This is a genomic window from Pseudomonas sp. NA-150 (assembly GCF_044336365.1).
Taxonomy (GTDB): Bacteria; Pseudomonadota; Gammaproteobacteria; order Pseudomonadales; family Pseudomonadaceae; genus Aquipseudomonas.
This window is the reverse complement of sequence record NZ_CP172305.1, coordinates 139,732-158,480: the sequence shown is the minus strand read 5'-3', so window position 1 is coordinate 158,480 and position 18,749 is coordinate 139,732. Positions and strand designations below refer to the sequence as shown.

Genomic DNA, 18,749 nt, shown 5'->3' with positions numbered 1-18,749 from the left:
TCTCCCCGACAGTGACTGACCGCACAGCACGGCAGCCTGCTCTTGGGAGTTAATTTAGGGCGCAAGCGGGGATGGGTATTGATGGAATGCGACGAGTTGGTTGGTTAATAAATCAATTGGGCCGACTGATTTATCGCGTCACGCCCTTCGCCAACGAGTTGGCGAAGGCGTCAGCTTGGACAGCCCATTCAAGAAGCTTACCGGTCCACAACTCGTAACAAAGCTTCAAGCTCTGCGTCACTGATCAGCCCTGCCGGGTAGCGGGCGAGGATCAATTGTCGTGCATCGGCCTTGGGGGTCATCGTTCTGTTTCTGGTTGTCCTTAACCAGTCGGCCATTATCTGGCGCGCTTCGTTACTTGCAGACAAACCGCGAGCAACGTTCTGCTCTATAGCTGCGTTCATTGGGGACAACCTCTTGAGTCTGAGCGCCTGAATGTACCTGTGCTTTGTTACAACTTTAATAGAAGTTGTTACGGGTCAGCGAATTGACGCCAACAAAAAAAGCCCATCGTTTGATGGGCTTTCAAGTAGCAAGAACAGGACCAACTCAGCCCTTGTGCGGGGCCGGCTGTTGTTGCGTCAGGCAGTGAATATTGCCGCCACCCAGTAACAACTCGCGACCGGGAACCATGACAACTTCATGTTCCGGAAACAGACGCTGAAGGATTTCACGCGCTGTTTCATCGTGCGGATCATCAAAGCTGGGGGCTACAAGCCCGCCGTTAACAATCAAGAAGTTAACGTAGGATCCGGCGAGGCGCACCGAAGGAGTGCGTTCCTGACTACCGTGCACCTGATCCACACCTGCGCACTCCTCTTCGGTCGCGTACAACGGACCCGGGATTGGCATTTTGTGAACGACAAACGGTCGCCCTTTGGCGTCGCGGGTACTTTCCAGTACCTTCATTGCTGCCTGGCAGCGCGGAAAGTTGGGATCTTTTGGATCATCCGTCCACGCCAGTAACACTTCAGCGGGCCCCACGTAGCAGCAAAAGTTATCCACATGGCCATCGGTTTCGTCGTTGAACAAACCGTCCGGCAGCCAAATAACCTTTTCTACCGACAAATGTTCGCACAGCACGGCTTCGATCTGTTCACGCGACAGGTGTGAGTTGCGATTGCGATTGAGCAGGCATTCTTCGGTGGTAATGACCGTGCCTTCACCGTCGACGTGAATCGAACCGCCTTCCAGCACGAAATCTTCAGTCACGTAGCGTGGCGAGCGTTCGATCTCGAGGATCTTGCTCGCCACTTGCTCGTCGAGGTTCCACGGTGAGTACAGACCGCCGTCGAAACCACCCCAGGCATTGAAGCCCCAATCGACACCGCGCACTTCACCTTTATCGTTAATGACGAAGGTCGGGCCAGTATCGCGGACCCAGGCGTCGTTGTTGCTCATCTCGACGACACGGATATTCGGCACACCATCGAGTTGCGCCTTGGCGTTGTCATACTGGGCCGCGGAGACGCCCACAGTAACGGGTTCGAAACGCGCAATGGCCTTGGCCAACGTGACATGCGCGCGTTGCACCGGCTTGCCACCCAGGCGCCAGTTGTCCGGGCGCTCGGGCCAGATCATCCAGGTTTGGGTCTGCTGCGCCCATTCGGCCGGCATATAAAAGCCGTCGGCGCGTGGTGTGCTGTTCAGCGTGGTCATGGCGGTCAGGACTCCAGGGAACCATCAAGTGTTTTCAGAGGGCCATACAGGTTTGGACGACGATCGCGGAACGAACCCCAGGCGCTGCGGATGTGCTCGAGCTCGTCGAGGTCGAAGCTGTGTACCAGAATACCTTCTTCGGTTTCGTTGAGTTCGGCGACTTTCTCGCCGAACTGATTGGCGATGAACGATGAGCCGTAAAACGTGATGTCGTAACCGTCCTGTTCTTCGTTGCCGATGCGGTTGCTGGCGATCAGCGGCATTAGATTAGCGCCGGCATGACCTTGTTGCACACGCTGCCAGTGGTCGCGGGAGCTGATGGTCTTGTCGTGCGGCTCGCTGCCAATGGCCGTTGGGTAGAACAGAATTTCCGCGCCCAGCAACGCCATGCTGCGCGCGCACTCAGGGAACCATTGATCCCAGCAGATGCCCACGCCGATTTTCGCGTAGCGGGTTTGCCAGACCTTGAAGCCGGTATCGCCTGGGTTGAAGTAGTACTTTTCGTGGTAGCCAGGGCCGTCCGGGATGTGGCTCTTGCGATAGATGCCGAGGTTGCTGCCGTCGGCGTCGATGATCGCAATGCTGTTGAATCGCGCGCGACCCGCCCGCTCATAGAAGCTGATCGGCAGAACGACTTGCAGCTCTTTGGCGACTTTCTGGAAGTGCTTGATCGCGACGTTTTCTTCGACCGAGGTTGCCAACTGCAAGTAGTCCGGATTCGGCTTCTGGCAGAAGTACGGTGCCTCGAACAGCTCCTGGATCAGGATGATCTGCGCGCCTTTGGCCGCGGCGTCGCGCACCAGTCGCTCGGCGGTCTCGATGTTGGCTTCAAGATCCCAGGAACACGCCATCTGGGTGGCAGCGACGGAAACGGTACGACTCATGGAACACCTCGTGTGCGGGTTATTGACCTTAATGGCTAGCTTTATAACCGATAAATATCGGCTATAAAAGCTATTCAAGACACATGGATGGCAAAAAAATGAAATTTAACTCGATAACAATCGACTTAGCATAAAAACCTTACCCCTGTAGGAGCTGCCGAAGGCTGCGAACAAGGCCGGAACGGCCTTCGCGTCATAGATCCAATCGCAGCCTTCGGCAGCTCCTACGGTGTATTGATGCGTGGCTTACAGCGCGTCAGCCCAACTCACCCAACACCTTCGCCACGCTATCCACAAAGAAATCCACACTCTGCCGAGTGGTGCACATCGGTGGTTTGATTTTGAGGATGTTCAGGTAATCCCCCGTAGGCTGCATGAAGATCCCCAGTTCACGCAGGCGATCGCACAGGTAGGTGGTTTCCTCAGTAGCCGGTTCCAGGCTTTCTCGGTCGCGAATCAACTCCACTCCGAGATAGAAACCCGAACCATGCACTGCACCGACTAACGGATGTTTATCGATTAACGCTTCGAGCCGCGCCTTGAAGTGGTCACCCACCACTTTGGCGTTGTCCCACAGGCCTTCCTTGTTCATTACATCCAGCACCGCCATGCCGATGCGGCAACTGACCGGACTGCCGCCTGCCGAGGAGAAGAAATAACCTTCAGCCTCCAGCGCCTCGGCGATTTCTCGGCGAGTGATGACCGCGCCCAACGGGTGGCCATTGCCCATGCCCTTGGCCATGGTAATGATGTCCGGCACCACACCCTGCTCTTCGAAGCCCCAGAAGTAATGGCCCAAACGGCCGTAACCGACCTGCACTTCGTCGGCGATGCACACGCCGCCCTGTGCCCGCACCCTGGCGTAAACGTCCTTCAAATAGCCCGGCGGTAATGAAATACCCCCAGCGTTGCCGTACACCGGCTCGCAGATAAACCCAGCAACCTGACGCTTTTGCTCGGCCAGCCTGGCCAAATTGTGCTCGACGCTGCGCACGTAATCCGGCGCACTGTCGGCACCGCGATACTCGCCGCGATACATGTTTGGCGCGGTCACCGGATGCACCCAGTCCGGCCGCGTGCTCAGTGCTTGCGGGTTGTCGGCAATCGACGTGGAGATGGCATCGGTGGCCACCGACCAACCGTGATACGCCTCCAGCACACTGAGCATGTCGCGCCCGCCGCTGTAGGCCCAGGCCAGACGAATCGCCAGATCATTCGCTTCGGTGCCACTGTTGACCAGGAACACCCGATCCATGGAATCCGGCGCCAGTTCCAGCAAGCGTTCAGAAAATTCGGCAATCGCGGCGTAGTGAAAGCGCGAGTTGGTGTTGAGCAACGACCACTGCTTGCCCGCTTCCTGCGCCATGCGCGGGTGACCATGACCCAACACCGCGACGTTGTTGAGCATGTCCAGATAAGACCGGCCCTGCATGTCGATCAGGTGATTGCGCCAGCCACGCTCGATCTGCGGCGGCGCCTGGTAATAATGCTTCTGCGAACGCGCGAAACTGGCGTCGCGACGTGCCAGCAGTTTCGCTGCGTCTTCCAGCGCGGGCGCATCGCAATCGAAACCCAGCAGGGCCGTTGGCGACGGGCACAACGCCTTCCAGGCTGCGGCCCAGGATGGCGTACAGAACAGCGGCGGGCTGATTTCCGCCACGCGGCACAGCTGCACCATCACCGAACCACGGCTCTCGCCCAATGCCTGACCAGCGCTGACAGTGCTGCCCGAATCCAATGATGACGCCACGCCCCACAAGCGCAGGCTCATATGCTCGCCTACCAGACACAGCGCCGCGTCGGCGGTCAGGCGCAATGTTCCGGCGAACGGCGCATGCACAGCAGTGCCCGACGGCAGATGCAGTTCAACATGCAGCGCGCACGTATCGGGCTCTTTCGGGCTGTCGGGCTGGGTCCGCGACAGGCGATATTCGCCGTATCGGGTTGCCGCCAGACCCTCCTTAACCCCGACTTCCGTCAATAAGCGCTCATCAATGCCGCTTTGTTCCCAGTTACCCGCGTCGAAATGCTGACTCAGTACGCCAAGATCGACCGGCGTAAAAGTTTGCCCGCTGAGACTTGGCAGCAGTGGGTCAAAGACGCAGACGTTGTTTTCAGTCCCAGCCATGCCAACGCAGTGCAGAATCGCCTCTTCCATCAACTCCAGCGGCAGCGACGTGGCGAGATCAAAAATGCCCCATTCACTCTGCAAGTTGGCTTGTATATAGGTATTGCCCGGCTCGACACTGGCCTGCTGTTCGCTGCTCAACACCAAAATCGCCGCCCGCGCCACGATCAACGGCCACAGCGCTTGCAGCTCTTCGCGTTGCAGCGGATTGATCGCGTGATACGCCTGAATGGCCGGCACTATATAGAGAGGATCTCCCTCGGCATGATGCAACAGCGCCGCGCAGGTCACCGACAGGTCAGCCACGCGCCAGGTAGTCACCAGATCACCGAAATCAATCAACCCCTGCAACTGCCACTGACGCTGCACATCGCGCTGCCAAACCACGTTGTATTCAGTGATATCCAGGTGAATCGCCTGCACCGGCAGCTTCGCCACCAATGGCCGCAAACGCCGCTGCGCCTGCTCGGCAGCGTGGCCGAGAAACGCGCGCTCTTCAGCGTTTTTGATCACCGGCAACAGATGCTTGATCAACGCATCGGCATGGCGCGGGTCCCACTGCAACGTGCGCTCAAGCCCCGCATGCTGAAACCCCGCCAACGCCTGATCGACCTGAGCACACAACTCACCGAGGCCCACCACCACGTTGCGACTCAAGTGGCTCAAATGCGCCAAAGACTGCCCGTCGATAAACTCCAGCACCCGAACCTGCACCGCCCGACCCTCCACCTCCAGCGACAACAACTCCTCACCGTTGCGCGCCTTCAACACCCGAGGCACCCGCAACCCCGACACCGCCCCCAAATGCGCCAACGCCGCGTGCTGCGCCTGAAGCTCCAGCGGCGAGTAATCACCGTGGCAGATTTTCAACACAAACCGCCCCGCGTCACTGTCGACAAGGTAATTGCGATCCTGCTGGCTACCCAACTCCTTGAGCGCCCCACTCAGCCCGTAATGCAACTCAAGCAACCGCAACGCCTGAGCAGCGCTGACCTCCGGGCACGGCAGGCTGGAACGATGAATCAACGTGGCGAGCGGCATGACGCGACCTCTGTGGTTCTTGTTAGGCGCTTATATCGCCAGTTGTGGGAGTGATGTGCAAGGGTTGTGTTGAAAAAAATTAACAGGAGGTCGATGCGCGACCGGCTATCTAAGGTGGCGCCTTTAAAATGGCTGGAACGGTACATCCGTTTTTGATTCTGCCCGGAGAGCGTAGGAGCTCGGCTTGCCAGCGATCGGCTGCGCAGCAGTCGTAAATCCGAACTAGCGGCTGTACCTGACACTCACGTTAGCTGGTTTTACTGCCGCTTCGCGACAGATCGCTGGCAAGCCAAGCTCCTACGCCTTCGGCAGAAACAAATGGCCGAGCCCTCAACATCAACGATCTAGCGCTTTTCTGATGTGATCGGTCTGACGCTTTACCATTTCTTCCGAACGATTTTTCTCTAATTTTTGTAGGGTATTTCTGGATTTTTCCGGTGATGTTTTCAGCGGCATTTTCGCTGCTAGGGTCGCGGTTTCTCAGCCAAAGGAGCCCCACCATGGCAGCGTCCGCCTACCTCACCATCAAAGGATCGCGACAAGGTTCAATCAGCGCCGGCGCCCTCGGTCCGGATTCCGGCCCTGCCTGGCAACAGGGTCACGAGGACCAGATTATGGTCCACGCGGTGGACCACCACATCTCTGCAGAAGGCGGAAAGTCCAACCATCGAATACACCGGCCGTTGGTCATCACCAAAGTTCTCGATAAATCCACACCCCTGCTGCTTCAGGCGCTGAACGACAAAGAGGCCCTCGATTACTGTCGACTGGAGCTCTACCGAACTTCAACGCAGGGCGGGCAAGAACACTTCCTCACCATCGAATTGGAAGATGCCGTTATCACCGACATCGAGTTTCAAATGCCCCGCTACCTGGATCCGTTCAGTCCCCAAATCACATCGATGGAAACCGTTCATATCGCCTATCGACGCATCCGGTGGGCGCATGAAATCGCCAAAACCTTTGCCAATGACGAGTGGGAAGGAGGCGGGGCGAGCGACGAGTCGATACGACACCGGCTGGTAAGGGCACACGAGCAAGCACGCAGAGAGCGCAAGGACTACGGCCATATTATCCAAGTGACTAACAGCGAAACGGGCAAACCTGCCATCAACCGTGGCTGCATTGTGACTAAAGAGGGGAAGAGTTGGGAAAGCTGGACCAACGAGTGTGGCCAGATCGAGATTGAGACCGCCGATATCGACTCGGATATTTCCATTCACGTGAACTACGAAGCACCCACCGGCGAATATTCAGACTATCGGAAGAAAGTAAATGATTGAGCACAAAACAACTCATTTGAAATCGCAAGAACTAAACGGCCGTGTTACTCATACCATAACTGTCAACGACAGGGCGGCAACGCGGGCGACGATTTTTAGGCGGATAACGGCGGCGGGGTTTGCTGCGATTGAGCGGTCGGATTGGGCGGCGCTTAAGATTGAAACACATATGGAATCCGATTGGGATTATTCGATGATTGCCATTCACCATATAGGGCAACGAGAGTCTTGTAATCCTGGCTCACTTCAAATGCAAGACATTCAACGGTTGCATATTAAAACCGACTGGGATGACATCGGGTATCACTTTGGCATCGACTGCTCTGGATTTATTTTCGAAGGAAGAGATATTCGTCAAAAAGGAAGCAATGTCAACAAATTCAATACCGGCGTAATAGGAATTGTGCTTCTGGAGAATTTGCTGGCTTTAGAGGAAGGCCATGAAGTTTTGGTGAAGGGAAAAAAGAGTCTAAAAAAATATTTTAACTATGACACCACCCAGGAGATCCCAAACAAACAAATTGCGGCATTACTGACGCTTATAGATGTTTTGCGTAGCGTCTTTAATATAACAATACTGGGCGGTCATATGGAGTACCCTCATCAACAAGACTCTGAAGAAGGCAGGATATGCCCTGGAGAGGTTGGGATGGTTTTGGTTGAAGAGCTTCGAGAGCACACAAACCTGTTGCCCCCACCGTTCCTGTGACGAACTGATTTTCGATTCGCAGATATTTTCATTTTAGAGTTTATCTTTATGAAGATTTTTATACTGGCAACATTGTTAGCTACTATTGGAGTGTTAAACATTGGCTACTATACATACTTAGAAGAGCTAGACCCAATAAGAGTCTGGTTTATAAAAAAACACCCAACCTTCCAGGTTGAATTTTATAATATTTATGCGGGTGGAATGATTGAAACAAAGCTAGAAAAGCTTTCAGTTAGGCGCCGAAATCTGATGATCGACTATTGCAAATATCGGCTAGGAATCATAACTGAGCTAAAGACCGAAGAGGAACTAGAACGCTGCAAGGTAGGGCAGTATCGTTCAGAATTTTAACAACCAGCTATCACGCAGCGGTGTCATGCTGATGACGCCACTGCGTGAGCCATTGGCTGCTGTAAATTCGGCCGAGCATAGAAACCAACCTAGATATAGAACGCTGTAGCGTTCGCCAATCGCACTCTCTAACTGACAGCGAAGCATTAAGAGCCTGCTACGTTTGGAGGCTAAAAAAATAACAGCGCTATCGACCTATCAGGGCACTCAGTAACCGGGATGCCCTGATCCCCCACCACCCACCTGCCGACGCCACATCCCCCCGCCCCGGCAATAAACTCGGCATATCCCTTAACCGAATCCAAGGTTCATCCTGCCAGTGCAAAACCCTCAATTCTCCGCTACGCCATTCCAACACTCCCGGCGTCGGACCATCATCCCGGGTAGGCATGTGGGACTCACGCAACACTGGCAACACCTGATACGTCAGCCACCGCCGCAGCTGAAAATTCTCCGGATGATGGTGGTAGATCAACATCGCATACACCGCAGATTCGCTGATCATCTGCATGTCCTTGAGCTCGCCGTAGTATTCCAACGTCACCACCCGACGCTGGTCGGTGTCGAGCTTCCGGGTGATGCGGTCTTCGAAAAACATACCCATCAACCGCCCAAGGTCGCGGGTGCAGAACCAGGCTTGGCGTTCGATGATCAGGGCGTGGAGTTTGAGTTTGTGGCGGGTGAAGACGTGGGGTTGGTGCGGCGATTCCATGCTCGGTCTGTCCTTTGCGTCCGTGTGGGGACGTGGGTGTCGGGAGCTAAGAACACCTACAAGGAGTGCCGACATATTCCCCCGAAGGGTCTTGTATTAGCCGACTCCCGACATAACAGACGAGCAGAAGCAAATTGCGCTTACGATAAGTAACCTTACCGCAGGCGCAAAAAAACCGCTGTCTATCGTGGCGGGTGACGCTTGTATAGAGTTCTTAGGCTCTTGGGGCGCAATGATTCAGCACCAGCGCACGAGGGTCAATCCGACAGGTGTCGGGGGTGGGGTGTTTTGATGTAACCGTTTGATGCGAGGGTGTGGTGATATAGCCAAGGCGTTTGTCGCGCTTGAGGCCGTTCGCAGCCTTCGGCAGCTCCTACAGGGGCGTCGGCGGCTTTGTGGCACCTCAATCAGTATTTTTCATGGCTCCGCGCGCCTTTTCTCGATCAACCGCTATTGCACACGCCCTCTCCTGCCGACAAGCTATGTCCCATCGGCTTAACGACCATCCAAGGATGAAGGTAAAACCATGCGAATTCTTATCACCGGCGGCGCCGGCTTCATTGGTTCGGCGCTGGTCCGCCATCTGATTCAACACACCGATCACGACGTGCTCAACTTCGACAAGCTGACCTACGCCGGCAATCTCGAGTCGCTGCAAAGCATTGCGACTGACACGCGCTATGAATTCGTGCAGGCCGATATCGTTGATCAGGCCAAGGTCAGTGAAGTGCTGGAGCGTTTCCAGCCTCACGCGATCATGCATTTGGCGGCGGAGTCCCACGTTGACCGTTCGATTGACGGCCCGTCGGAGTTTATCCAGACCAATATCGTCGGCACTTACAGTTTGCTGGAGGCCACTCGTGCTTATTGGAGCAAGCTGCCTGAGGCCGAGCGCGCTGCGTTTCGTTTCCACCATATTTCTACCGACGAGGTGTACGGCGACCTGCACGGCGTTGACGACCTGTTCACCGAAACCACGCCTTACGCGCCAAGTTCGCCGTATTCGGCCAGTAAAGCGGCGTCGGATCACTTGGTTCGCGCCTGGCATCGCACGTACGGCCTGCCGGTGGTGATCACTAACTGTTCGAACAACTACGGGCCGTTCCATTTCCCGGAAAAGTTGATCCCGCTGGTGATTCTCAATGCGCTGGCCGGGAAGCCGCTGCCGGTGTATGGCAATGGTTTGCAGGTGCGCGACTGGCTATATGTCGAAGACCATGCGCGCGCGCTGTTTAAAGTTGTGACCGAAGGCGTGGTAGGCGAGACCTACAATATCGGCGGGCACAACGAGCAGAAAAACATCGATGTGGTGCGTGGGATTTGTGCGCTGCTCGAAGAGCTGGCGCCGCAGCGTCCTGCAGGCGTGGCGAACTTTGCTGACTTGATCACGTTTGTGGTCGATCGTCCGGGCCACGACATGCGTTATGCCATTGACGCCGGCAAGATCGAGCGCGAGCTGGGCTGGACCCCGGAAGAGACCTTTGAGTCGGGCCTGCGTAAAACCGTGCAATGGTATTTGAATAATCTAGACTGGTGCCGAAGGGTCCAGGACGGCAGCTACCAAGGCGAACGGCTGGGCTTCACTGACATAAAGGATTTGATTGCATGATGAAAGGCATCGTTCTGGCAGGAGGCTCAGGCACGCGCCTGCATCCGATTACGCTCGGCGTTTCCAAACAGTTGCTGCCGATCTACGACAAACCCATGATCTATTACCCGATCTCGGTGCTGATGCTGGCCGGCATCCGCGAAATCCTGATCATTTCGACCCCGGCGGACCTGCCGCAATACCGCAACCTGTTGGGCGATGGCAGCCAGTTCGGCGTGCACTTCCACTACGAAGAGCAACCTCGTCCGGATGGATTGGCTCAGGCTTTTTTGATCGGTGAAAAATTCATCGGCAAAGACCCGGTGTGCCTGATCCTCGGCGACAACATTTTCCACGGCCAGCATTTCAGCGAACAGCTGCAAAGCGCAGCCGAGCACCCCAAAGGCGCGACAGTGTTCGGCTATTGGGTGAAGGATCCGGAGCGTTTCGGCGTAATCGACTTTGATGAACAAGGCCACGCGCTGTCCATCGAGGAGAAACCCAAGCAGCCGAAGTCCAGCTATGCGGTCACCGGTCTGTATTTCTACGACAACGATGTGATCCAGATTGCCAAAGCGGTGAAGCCTTCACCCCGTGGCGAGCTGGAGATTACTGACGTCAACAATGCTTACCTGGAACGCGGCGACTTGCGCGTCGAGCGTTTCGGCCGTGGTTTTGCATGGCTGGACACGGGCACTCACGACAGTCTGCTGGAAGCTTCGCAGTATGTGCAGACCATCGAACATCGCCAAGGCCTGAAAGTCGCGTGCCTGGAAGAGATTGCTTACCAGAACGACTGGATCGACCGCGAGCATTTGCTTGAACGCGCCGACGCATTCGGCAAAACCGGCTACGGCCAATACCTGTTTAAACTGGCTGAGGAACGTCAATGAATGTAGTTGCGTCTGAACTCCCCGGCGTCCTGATCCTTGAGCCCAAGGTATTTGGCGACGAGCGCGGTTTTTTCTACGAAAGTTTTAATGCGCGGAGTTTTGAGCAGGCAACTGGCATTACCGCTCAGTTTGTTCAGGACAACCACTCACGCTCGCAAAAGAGCGTGTTGCGCGGCCTGCACTACCAGTTGGAGCACACTCAGGGCAAATTGGTACGGGTGACCGCCGGTGAAGTGCTGGATGTGGCGGTGGATATTCGTCGCAGTTCGCCGAACTTTGGTCGCTGGGCCAGCGTCCGGCTTTCCGCCGAAAACAATCGCCAACTGTGGATCCCGGAAGGCTTTGCCCATGGTTTCGTGGTGCTCAGCGACTACGCCGAATTCCTCTACAAGACCACCGACTACTATCAGCCGAGCGCCGAGCGTTGCATCCGTTGGGATGACCCGGAATTGGCCATCGACTGGCAGTTGACCGAGACACCGAAACTGTCGGCCAAAGACATAGACGGCAAATTCCTGAAAGAGGCAGATCTGTTCCCATGACATCGACATCGGCAAAACCTCTGAAGATCTTCATCAGCGGTCAGCACGGTCAGGTTTCACGCGAACTGCAGGCTTGCCTTGCCGGTCTGGGCGAGTTGCGCGTGCTGGGCCGCGACCAACTGGACCTGAGCCACCCCGAAACCATTCGCGAGGCAGTGAGTGAGTGGCGCCCGGACATGATTATCAACGCTGCCGCGCACACGGCGGTCGATCAGGCGGAGAGCGAGCCAGAACTGGCGTTCGCGATCAATGGCGTTGCGCCGGGGGTTTTCGCGGAAGAGGCGAAGAAGCTCGGTATTCCGTTGATTCATTACTCCACCGATTACGTCTTCGATGGCAAAAAAACCTCGCCCTATACCGAACAAGACGAGCCTGCGCCGTTGGGCGTTTATGGCAAGAGTAAACTGGCCGGTGAACAGGCGATCATGGCAGTCGGTGGCCAGTACCTGATTTTGCGCACCAGTTGGGTGTATTCGCTGCACGGCAAGAACTTCCTGCTGACCATGCAACGGTTGTTGCAAGAACGGCCGGAGTTACGTGTGGTGGCCGACCAGATCGGTGCGCCGACCTGGGCGGGGACCATTGCCCAGACTACCCGTGCATTGATCGAGCATTGGCGCGATGGCAGGGCCGGCCCTTCCGGCGTCTATCACCTGACCGCTGGCGGCGAGACCTCGTGGTATGGCTTCGCTCAGGCCATCGGTGAGCAGTTGGTCAAGCAGGGCAAGTCTTGCGCGACGCTGGAGCCAATTCCGGCCAGCGCCTACCCGACGCCTGCCGAACGCCCACAAAACTCGCGCCTCGATTGCAGCCTGCTGCGCGATGAGTGGCAAGTGCGATTGCCTGACTGGCACAGCGCAATGCTGGAGTGCCTGGCGGGGCAGCAATAGGCATACTGACCCGTACCGCACTCACCTGTAGGAGCTGCCGAAGGCTGCGCCTGGCCATCGTTCGCAGCCTTCGGCAGCTCCTACAGATAATGTGCCAGACGAACTTAATTCGGCGCATTTTCAACATGACCACCACCCCCACCCTGGCCCGACGTCCCCGCTGGCGCAGCCTTGCTTTATTGGCAGTGTGCCTCGCGCCTCTGTTGTGGCCGCTGCAGCACCTGGCCGAGCGCTATTACGGTAACGAGCTGACCAGCCAGAACCGCCAGACCCTTGATCTGTACGTCGCCAACCTGTTGGGCACGTTGCATCGCTACGAAGTGTTGCCGCAGATCCTCAGCGACCTTCCCGCATTGCGCGCGGTGCTGGACAACCCGCAGCAACAGCTCGCGCAGGAAAATGCCAATCGCTTGCTCAAGGAAATCAGCCGTCAGACCGGCGCCGAGGTGTTGTACCTGATGGACCCCAACGGCAATACGCTGGCGGCGTCCAATTGGGATAAACACGACAGTTTCGTCGACCGCAATTTCGCCTTTCGGCCTTATTTCAGCGAGGCGATGGAGGGCCGCCTGGGGCGTTTTTTTGGTCTGGGTACCACTTCGGCCAAGCGCGGCTACTTCTTCGCATCAGCGGTGCACGGCGGCGGCCAGGTGCTCGGCGTGCTGGTGGTGAAGGTCGATCTGGACCGCACCGAGACCTTATGGGGCAAGACGCCGGAACAACTGCTGCTGACCGATGCCAACGGCGTGGTGATCCTGACCTCCAACCCCGACTGGCGCTTCCGTGCGACCCGCCCGTTGAGCGATGCCGAAAAACAGGCGATTGCCGCCATTCAGCCCTATCCGACGCGCGACCCGAAACCGCTGAATCTCAATGAGAAGGCCTGGCTCACGCAAACTCAAATCATGGACGAAACCGGCTGGCGAGTCAGCATTCTTGCGCCTCGGGTGCTGGTCGACCGACCTGTACGCACGGTGGTGGCGGTCGGTGGCGCAGCGTTGCTGGTACTGATGTTGCTGCTGGGCCTGATGATGCAACGCCGGCGGCATTACCTCGAACGCATTGCCTTTGAAGCCAAGGCCCGGCGTGAACTGGAAGTGCGCGTGGTCGAGCGGACCAGCGATCTTGAGGGCCTGAACAGCCGACTCAAGCAGGAAGTATTAGAGCGCGAACAAGCGCAACAAGAGTTGGTTCGCGCCCAGGACGAACTGGTGCAGGCCAGCAAATTGTCGGCGCTGGGCACCATGTCCGCCAGTATCAGCCATGAGCTCAATCAACCATTGGCGGCGATCCGCAGTTACGCGGAAAACGCCGAAGTGCTGCTCGATCATCAACGCACCGACGATGCCCGCGGCAATCTCAAGCTGATCAACGAGCTGACCGGGCGCATGTCTTCGATCATCGCCCACCTGCGCGCTTTCGCCCGCCGCGATCGGCATGCGCCAGAAAGTGTCGCTCTGCAACCAGCGCTGGACGACGCTCTGGCACTGTTGGCCAAACGGCGACGCGCCATGGAAGTTGAACTGATCCGCGATCTGCCAGACGCGACGTTGTGGGTGCAAGCGGGCGAAACCCGATTGCGCCAGGTACTGGGCAATCTGCTGGCCAACGCCCTCGATGCGCTCACCGAAAAAGGCCCGCCACGTAGAATCTGGTTAAGTGCCGAGCAGACCGCCGAGGGCGTCAACCTGTACATCCGTGACAACGGGCCGGGGTTTTCCAACGAAGCGCTGGCCCATGCCAGAGAGCCGTTTTTCACCACCAAGACTCGCACCCAGGGCTTGGGGCTCGGCCTGGCGATTTGCGATACGCTGATGCGCGCGCTGGGCGGCGAGTTGCTGTTCGCCAATCACCCCACCGGCGGCGCAGTGCTGACGTTATGCCTGCGCGCCGGCGCGTCCGGGGTCAATCTTCAACCGCCAGAGGATCTATCGGCATGAGTACGGACCACGCCATCGACAGCCGGATTCAAGTGGTGCTGATCGACGACGACCCGCATTTGCGCGGCGCTCTCAGTCAGACCCTGGACCTCGCGGGCCTGAAAGTCCTGTCGTTGACTGAGGCCAAGGGCCTGGCAGATCGTATCGAGCGCGACTGGCCCGGGGTGATCGTCAGCGACATCCGCATGCCCGGTATCGATGGCCTTGAGCTGCTGACTCAACTGCACAGCCAGGACCCGGAGCTGCCGGTGCTGCTGATCACCGGCCACGGCGATGTGCCGCTGGCGGTGCAGGCCATGCGTGCCGGTGCTTATGACTTCCTTGAAAAACCTTTTGCCAGCGACGCGCTGTTGGACAGCGTGCGCCGCGCACTCGACCTGCGTCGTCTGGTACTGGACAACCGCAGCCTGCGTCTGGCGTTGAGCGATCGACAGCAACTGAGCGCACGACTGGTGGGGCAGTCCGCGCCGATGCTGCGCCTGCGCGAGCAAATCGGTGCCCTCGCCGCGACCAAGGCCGACGTGTTGATCCTCGGTGAAACCGGCGCCGGCAAAGAAGTGGTCGCCCGCGCCCTGCATGATCTGTCTAACCGTCGCGCTGGACCTTTTGTCGCGATCAACGCCGGGGCGCTGGCCGAGTCGGTGGTCGAAAGCGAGCTGTTCGGCCATGAACCGGGTGCGTTCACCGGCGCGCAAAAACGCCGGATCGGCAAGTTCGAGTTCGCCAACGGCGGCACGCTGTTTCTCGACGAAATCGAAAGCATGAGCCTGGAGGTGCAGGTGAAATTGCTGCGCTTGCTGCAAGAACGAATGGTCGAACGCTTGGGCGGCAACCAGCAGATCGCGCTGGATATACGGGTGATTGCGGCAACCAAGGAAGACTTGCGCCAGGCCGCGGATCAGGGCCGTTTCCGTGCCGACCTGTATTACCGCCTGAATGTCGCGCCACTGAAAATTCCGCCACTGCGCGAGCGCGGCGAAGATGCGCTGATGTTGTTCCAGCATTTCGCCGACGCCGCCAGCGTTCGCCACGGCTTGCCCAAACATGAACTGCAACCTGGCCAACGTGCCCTGCTGCTGCGTTACACCTGGCCGGGCAACGTGCGCGAACTGCAAAACGCCGCCGAGCGTTTCGCCCTCGGCCTGGAGCTGGCGCTGGAAGGTAATGAAATGCCGAATATGCCCAACACGGTGGGTGGCCTCAGTGAGCAGGTTGAAAGCTTCGAGCGCTCATTGATCGCCGCCGAATTGACCCGCCCCCACAGTTCAGTGCGCAGCCTGGCCGAAGCCCTCGGCCTGCCGCGCAAAACCCTGCACGACAAACTGCGCAAACACGGTTTGAGCTTCGGTGATAGCCACAACGGCACCGACGACCTCGATTGATCGCAAGGAACGGCTATGAGCGATGACAGCAACTACCTGGAACAGGTCCTGCACCAGGACATTCCACTGACCCGCGAGATGGGCATCAAGGTGCTGAGCTGGCAAGGCGGGCAACTGCGCCTGCAATTGCCGCTGGACGTCAACATCAACCATAAGAGCACGATGTTCGGCGGCAGCCTGTACTGCGCCGCGGTGCTTGCCGGCTGGGGCTGGCTGCACCTGCGATTGCGTGAAGCGGGAGTCGACGACGGGCATATCGTGATTCATGAAGGCCAGATCAGCTATCCGATACCGGTCACCACCGATGCCATCGCGCTGTGCGATGCACCGGATGAAGCAGTGTGGGAGCGGTTTCTGCGCACATACCAGCGTTATGACCGTGCACGGCTGATACTGCCCACGCGTGTGGTTAACCTGGGGAGCGAAGAACCGGCGGTGCGGTTTACCGGGCAGTATGTGTTGCACCGATGAATGGCTATCGCGGGCAAGCCCGCTCCTACAGAGGTTATGAAAATCATTGTAGGAGCGGGCTTGCCCGCGATTAGATCGACGCAGCTCAAAGACCAGACTTGGCCAATTCCAATAACTTCCCACGCCACGCCGCCTTGGTTGGCAGTGCGAGGAAGAACGCGTTAAGCAGCGACTCACGCGGCGGATAGGTAAAGGTATTGCCCGACAGGTCCAGCACCTCGCCACCTGCCCCTTCCAGCACGCCTTGCGCCGCAGCGGTGTCCCACTGCGACGTCGGCGCCAGTCGTGGATAGCAATCCGCAGCCCCTTCCGCCAGCAGGCAGAACTTCAGCGAGCTGCCGATATTGGCCAACTGCAACTCACCCAGGCTGGCAGACAACCCAGCCAACAAACGCTCTTGCTCCGGGCTGCTGTGGCGGCGGCTGGCAACCACAGTGAACGCTTCACCCGCCGCGGGCACTTCGCGTACGCTGATTGGCTCGGCATGGTTCTCGTCATTACTGCGCCAGGCGCCCAAACCAGCACCGCCGAAGTAGCAGCGGTTGTTGGTCGGCATCGACACCACGCCAAACACCACACGGCCGTTTTCGATCAGGGCGATGTTGACGGTGAACTCTTCACTGCCGGAAATGAATTCCTTGGTGCCGTCCAGCGGATCCACCAGCCACCAACGCTTCCAAGTGGCGCGCTCGCTCTGGGGGATATCGGCATCTTCTTCGGACAACACGTGGATATCCGGCGCCAGCGCCTGCAAACCCGCCACCAACAAATGGTGGGCCGCCAGGTCGGCAGCGGTCACCGGCGACGCATCGGCCTTGGATTCAACGGCGACATTGGCACGCCAGAACGGCAGGATCACTTCCCCGGCGCGGCGCGCCAGTTCGATTACCGGCGCCAAAAGCGGATGCGGCAGGTTGGAAAACACATCAGTCACGGCTGGAAATCCCCGCGTTGGGTCAATAGATCGCGCGCCAGATACAGGGCCGCCAACGCGCGGCCCTCGCTGAATTGTGGATGCTGGATCAGGCTCGACAGCTCGCGCAGGTTGACTTTGTCGACCCGCATTGGCTCAGGCTCGTCGCCCGGCAGCGTTTCTTCGTACAGATCGGTGGCCAGTACCACCTGGATTTTCTGGCTCATGTAACCGGGCGACAATGACAGCTCGGTCAAATGCTCCAATTGGTGCGCGCCAAACCCGGCTTCTTCCTTAAGCTCGCGGTTGGCGGCGGCCAGCACGTCTTCGCCCGGCTCGATCAAGCCTTTAGGCAAGGACAACTCGTACTCATCGGTACCGCCGCAATATTCTTCGATCAGCACAGCGTGATCGGCATCGAGCATCGCGACGATCATCACCGCGCCATAGCCGGCACCACGGCCCACCAGGCGTTCGTAGGTGCGTTCGACGCCGTTGGAAAAGCGCAATTGCAGCTCTTCGACTCGAAACAGGCGGCTACTGGCGACGATTTCGCGGGCGAGGACGGTGGGTTTCTGGCGCATGACAGGCTCCTTGGCGTAGACGGGGTACTATACCGTGGCTTTTCCGATTGTCTGTGTCGGAAACGACACCTAATTCATACATCACCCGAGATCCCGAATGCCTTCTTTACCTTGGCACGACATTGATACCGTTCTGCTCGATATGGACGGCACCTTGCTCGACCTGCATTACGACAACCATTTCTGGCTGCAACACCTGCCACAGCGCTACGCCGACCTGCACGGGGTCAGTCGGGCCATGGCCGAGCTGGAGATAAAGCCGCTGTTCGAAAAGAACGCCGGCACGCTGAATTGGTACTGCCTGGATTTCTGGAGCGCCGAGCTCAAGCTTTCCCTGCGCGACCTGAAAAAAGAGACCGCTGACCTCATCTCCTTGCGCCCCGATGCCGAAACCTTTCTGGCGGCGATCAAACAGGCCGGCAAGCGCGTGATCATGATCACCAACGCGCACCGCGACTCGCTGTCATTGAAAATGGAGCGCGTGCAACTGGCGTCGTACTTCGAACGGATGATCAGCTCCCACGACTACGGGTACCCCAAAGAGCACCCGCAGTTCTGGGACGCACTGCAAGCCGACATCGCCTTCGAGCCAAGTCGCAGCCTGTTTATCGACGACACTTTGCCGATTCTGCGCAGCGCCCAACGCTTTGGCATTGGCCATTTGCTGGCGGTCAGCGAACCGGACAGCCGCAAAGGGCCGAAAGACACCGAGGAATTCGCCGCAGTTGGCGATTATCGCGAGCTGATTGTCGGACTTTGATTCAATACCGCGTCGC

General features: G+C 57.8%; 18 protein-coding genes. 11 read left to right on the top strand and 7 right to left on the bottom strand.

The genetic code is table 11. The features are described 5' to 3' along the window. Positions 1-197: 197 nt before the first annotated feature. The 4 genes from ACF0H7_RS00750 to ACF0H7_RS00735 all read right to left on the bottom strand — a co-directional run bounded on the left by ACF0H7_RS00750 (position 198) and on the right by ACF0H7_RS00735 (position 5,712). Positions 198-404 (bottom strand): hypothetical protein, encoded by a 207-nt coding sequence (locus ACF0H7_RS00750; protein ID WP_397450951.1) that lies wholly within the window; start codon positions 402-404, stop codon positions 198-200. Positions 405-549: 145 nt separating this feature from the next. Further along, positions 550-1,659 (bottom strand): agmatine deiminase, encoded by a 1,110-nt coding sequence (gene aguA, locus ACF0H7_RS00745; RefSeq protein ID WP_397450950.1) that lies wholly within the window; start codon positions 1,657-1,659, stop codon positions 550-552. A gap of 5 nt (positions 1,660-1,664) precedes the next feature. Further along, on the bottom strand, positions 1,665-2,543 hold the full coding sequence (aguB, locus tag ACF0H7_RS00740) for an N-carbamoylputrescine amidase (protein WP_397450949.1): 879 nt from the start codon (positions 2,541-2,543) through the stop codon (positions 1,665-1,667). 256 nt (positions 2,544-2,799) lie between these two features. Continuing rightward, positions 2,800-5,712, bottom strand: a complete 2,913-nt coding sequence (locus tag ACF0H7_RS00735) for an aminotransferase (protein ID WP_397450948.1) — start codon at positions 5,710-5,712, stop codon at positions 2,800-2,802. Positions 5,713-6,212: 500 nt separating this feature from the next. Between ACF0H7_RS00735 and ACF0H7_RS00730 the strand changes: the two genes are divergently transcribed. From ACF0H7_RS00730 to ACF0H7_RS00720, 3 genes are read left to right on the top strand one after another with little or no spacing between them, the layout of a single operon-like run. Further along, positions 6,213-6,995, top strand: a complete 783-nt coding sequence (locus ACF0H7_RS00730) for an Hcp family type VI secretion system effector (protein WP_397450947.1) — start codon at positions 6,213-6,215, stop codon at positions 6,993-6,995. Further along, a complete protein-coding gene (locus tag ACF0H7_RS00725; protein ID WP_397450946.1) occupies positions 6,988-7,704 on the top strand; it encodes an N-acetylmuramoyl-L-alanine amidase in 717 nt (238 codons plus the stop codon). The genes ACF0H7_RS00730 and ACF0H7_RS00725 overlap by 8 nt, the downstream gene beginning before the upstream one ends. A 48-nt stretch (positions 7,705-7,752) precedes the next feature. Further along, a complete protein-coding gene (locus ACF0H7_RS00720; protein WP_397450945.1) occupies positions 7,753-8,058 on the top strand; it encodes a hypothetical protein in 306 nt (101 codons plus the stop codon). A 187-nt stretch (positions 8,059-8,245) separates the two neighbouring features. Here the strand turns inward: ACF0H7_RS00720 and ACF0H7_RS00715 are convergent, their stop codons facing one another. Beyond that, on the bottom strand, positions 8,246-8,770 hold the full coding sequence (locus ACF0H7_RS00715) for a Bro-N domain-containing protein (RefSeq protein ID WP_397450944.1): 525 nt from the start codon (positions 8,768-8,770) through the stop codon (positions 8,246-8,248). Positions 8,771-9,296: 526 nt separating this feature from the next. On the opposite strand from ACF0H7_RS00715, the gene rfbB reads away from it, so the two are divergent. From rfbB to ACF0H7_RS00680, 7 genes are all read left to right on the top strand, one after another. Then, positions 9,297-10,379, top strand: a complete 1,083-nt coding sequence (gene rfbB / locus ACF0H7_RS00710; RefSeq protein WP_397450943.1) for a dTDP-glucose 4,6-dehydratase — start codon at positions 9,297-9,299, stop codon at positions 10,377-10,379. After that, positions 10,376-11,251: a glucose-1-phosphate thymidylyltransferase RfbA gene (gene rfbA / locus ACF0H7_RS00705; RefSeq protein ID WP_397450942.1), complete on the top strand. Its 876-nt coding sequence runs from the start codon at positions 10,376-10,378 to the stop codon at positions 11,249-11,251. The genes rfbB and rfbA overlap by 4 nt, the downstream gene beginning before the upstream one ends. After that, complete coding sequence (gene rfbC / locus ACF0H7_RS00700; protein ID WP_397450941.1) at positions 11,248-11,793, top strand: dTDP-4-dehydrorhamnose 3,5-epimerase; 546 nt, start codon at positions 11,248-11,250, stop codon at positions 11,791-11,793. The genes rfbA and rfbC overlap by 4 nt, the downstream gene beginning before the upstream one ends. Beyond that, complete coding sequence (rfbD, locus tag ACF0H7_RS00695) at positions 11,790-12,683, top strand: dTDP-4-dehydrorhamnose reductase (protein ID WP_397450940.1); 894 nt, start codon at positions 11,790-11,792, stop codon at positions 12,681-12,683. Before rfbC ends, rfbD begins: the two co-directional genes overlap by 4 nt. A 125-nt stretch (positions 12,684-12,808) precedes the next feature. Further along, positions 12,809-14,623 carry an ATP-binding protein gene (locus ACF0H7_RS00690; RefSeq protein WP_397450939.1) on the top strand — a complete coding sequence of 605 codons (1,815 nt, stop codon included), beginning with the start codon at positions 12,809-12,811 and terminating at the stop codon, positions 14,621-14,623. Then, the gene (locus tag ACF0H7_RS00685; protein WP_397450938.1) at positions 14,620-16,005 is read left to right on the top strand and encodes a sigma-54-dependent transcriptional regulator; all 1,386 of its coding nucleotides are present in this window, start codon (positions 14,620-14,622) and stop codon (positions 16,003-16,005) included. The genes ACF0H7_RS00690 and ACF0H7_RS00685 overlap by 4 nt, the downstream gene beginning before the upstream one ends. A 15-nt stretch (positions 16,006-16,020) precedes the next feature. Next, positions 16,021-16,476, top strand: coding sequence for a YiiD C-terminal domain-containing protein (locus ACF0H7_RS00680; protein ID WP_397450937.1), 456 nt, complete (start codon positions 16,021-16,023; stop codon positions 16,474-16,476). An 85-nt stretch (positions 16,477-16,561) separates the two neighbouring features. Here the strand turns inward: ACF0H7_RS00680 and cysQ are convergent, their stop codons facing one another. Then, a complete protein-coding gene (gene cysQ / locus ACF0H7_RS00675) occupies positions 16,562-17,410 on the bottom strand; it encodes a 3'(2'),5'-bisphosphate nucleotidase CysQ (protein WP_397450936.1) in 849 nt (282 codons plus the stop codon). Beyond that, a complete protein-coding gene (nudE, locus tag ACF0H7_RS00670; protein WP_397450935.1) occupies positions 17,407-17,973 on the bottom strand; it encodes an ADP compounds hydrolase NudE in 567 nt (188 codons plus the stop codon). Before nudE ends, cysQ begins: the two co-directional genes overlap by 4 nt. A gap of 97 nt (positions 17,974-18,070) precedes the next feature. Here nudE and yrfG point away from each other — a divergent pair, with 97 nt between their 5' ends. After that, positions 18,071-18,733, top strand: coding sequence for a GMP/IMP nucleotidase (gene yrfG / locus ACF0H7_RS00665; RefSeq protein ID WP_397450934.1), 663 nt, complete (start codon positions 18,071-18,073; stop codon positions 18,731-18,733). The last annotated feature ends 16 nt before the right edge of the window (positions 18,734-18,749 follow it).

What these genes read in the sequence shown, in the direction of transcription:
- ACF0H7_RS00750 (WP_397450951.1), bottom strand. Translation starts at nt 404, where the DNA reads ATGAACGCAGCTATAGAGCAGAACGTTGCTCGCGGTTTGTCTGCAAGT.
- aguA (WP_397450950.1), bottom strand. Translation starts at nt 1,659, where the DNA reads ATGACCACGCTGAACAGCACACCACGCGCCGACGGCTTTTATATGCCG.
- aguB (WP_397450949.1), bottom strand. Translation starts at nt 2,543, where the DNA reads ATGAGTCGTACCGTTTCCGTCGCTGCCACCCAGATGGCGTGTTCCTGG.
- ACF0H7_RS00735 (WP_397450948.1), bottom strand. Translation starts at nt 5,712, where the DNA reads ATGCCGCTCGCCACGTTGATTCATCGTTCCAGCCTGCCGTGCCCGGAG.
- ACF0H7_RS00730 (WP_397450947.1), top strand. Translation starts at nt 6,213, where the DNA reads ATGGCAGCGTCCGCCTACCTCACCATCAAAGGATCGCGACAAGGTTCA.
- ACF0H7_RS00725 (WP_397450946.1), top strand. Translation starts at nt 6,988, where the DNA reads ATGATTGAGCACAAAACAACTCATTTGAAATCGCAAGAACTAAACGGC.
- ACF0H7_RS00720 (WP_397450945.1), top strand. Translation starts at nt 7,753, where the DNA reads ATGAAGATTTTTATACTGGCAACATTGTTAGCTACTATTGGAGTGTTA.
- ACF0H7_RS00715 (WP_397450944.1), bottom strand. Translation starts at nt 8,770, where the DNA reads ATGGAATCGCCGCACCAACCCCACGTCTTCACCCGCCACAAACTCAAA.
- rfbB (WP_397450943.1), top strand. Translation starts at nt 9,297, where the DNA reads ATGCGAATTCTTATCACCGGCGGCGCCGGCTTCATTGGTTCGGCGCTG.
- rfbA (WP_397450942.1), top strand. Translation starts at nt 10,376, where the DNA reads ATGATGAAAGGCATCGTTCTGGCAGGAGGCTCAGGCACGCGCCTGCAT.
- rfbC (WP_397450941.1), top strand. Translation starts at nt 11,248, where the DNA reads ATGAATGTAGTTGCGTCTGAACTCCCCGGCGTCCTGATCCTTGAGCCC.
- rfbD (WP_397450940.1), top strand. Translation starts at nt 11,790, where the DNA reads ATGACATCGACATCGGCAAAACCTCTGAAGATCTTCATCAGCGGTCAG.
- ACF0H7_RS00690 (WP_397450939.1), top strand. Translation starts at nt 12,809, where the DNA reads ATGACCACCACCCCCACCCTGGCCCGACGTCCCCGCTGGCGCAGCCTT.
- ACF0H7_RS00685 (WP_397450938.1), top strand. Translation starts at nt 14,620, where the DNA reads ATGAGTACGGACCACGCCATCGACAGCCGGATTCAAGTGGTGCTGATC.
- ACF0H7_RS00680 (WP_397450937.1), top strand. Translation starts at nt 16,021, where the DNA reads ATGAGCGATGACAGCAACTACCTGGAACAGGTCCTGCACCAGGACATT.
- nudE (WP_397450935.1), bottom strand. Translation starts at nt 17,973, where the DNA reads ATGCGCCAGAAACCCACCGTCCTCGCCCGCGAAATCGTCGCCAGTAGC.
- yrfG (WP_397450934.1), top strand. Translation starts at nt 18,071, where the DNA reads ATGCCTTCTTTACCTTGGCACGACATTGATACCGTTCTGCTCGATATG.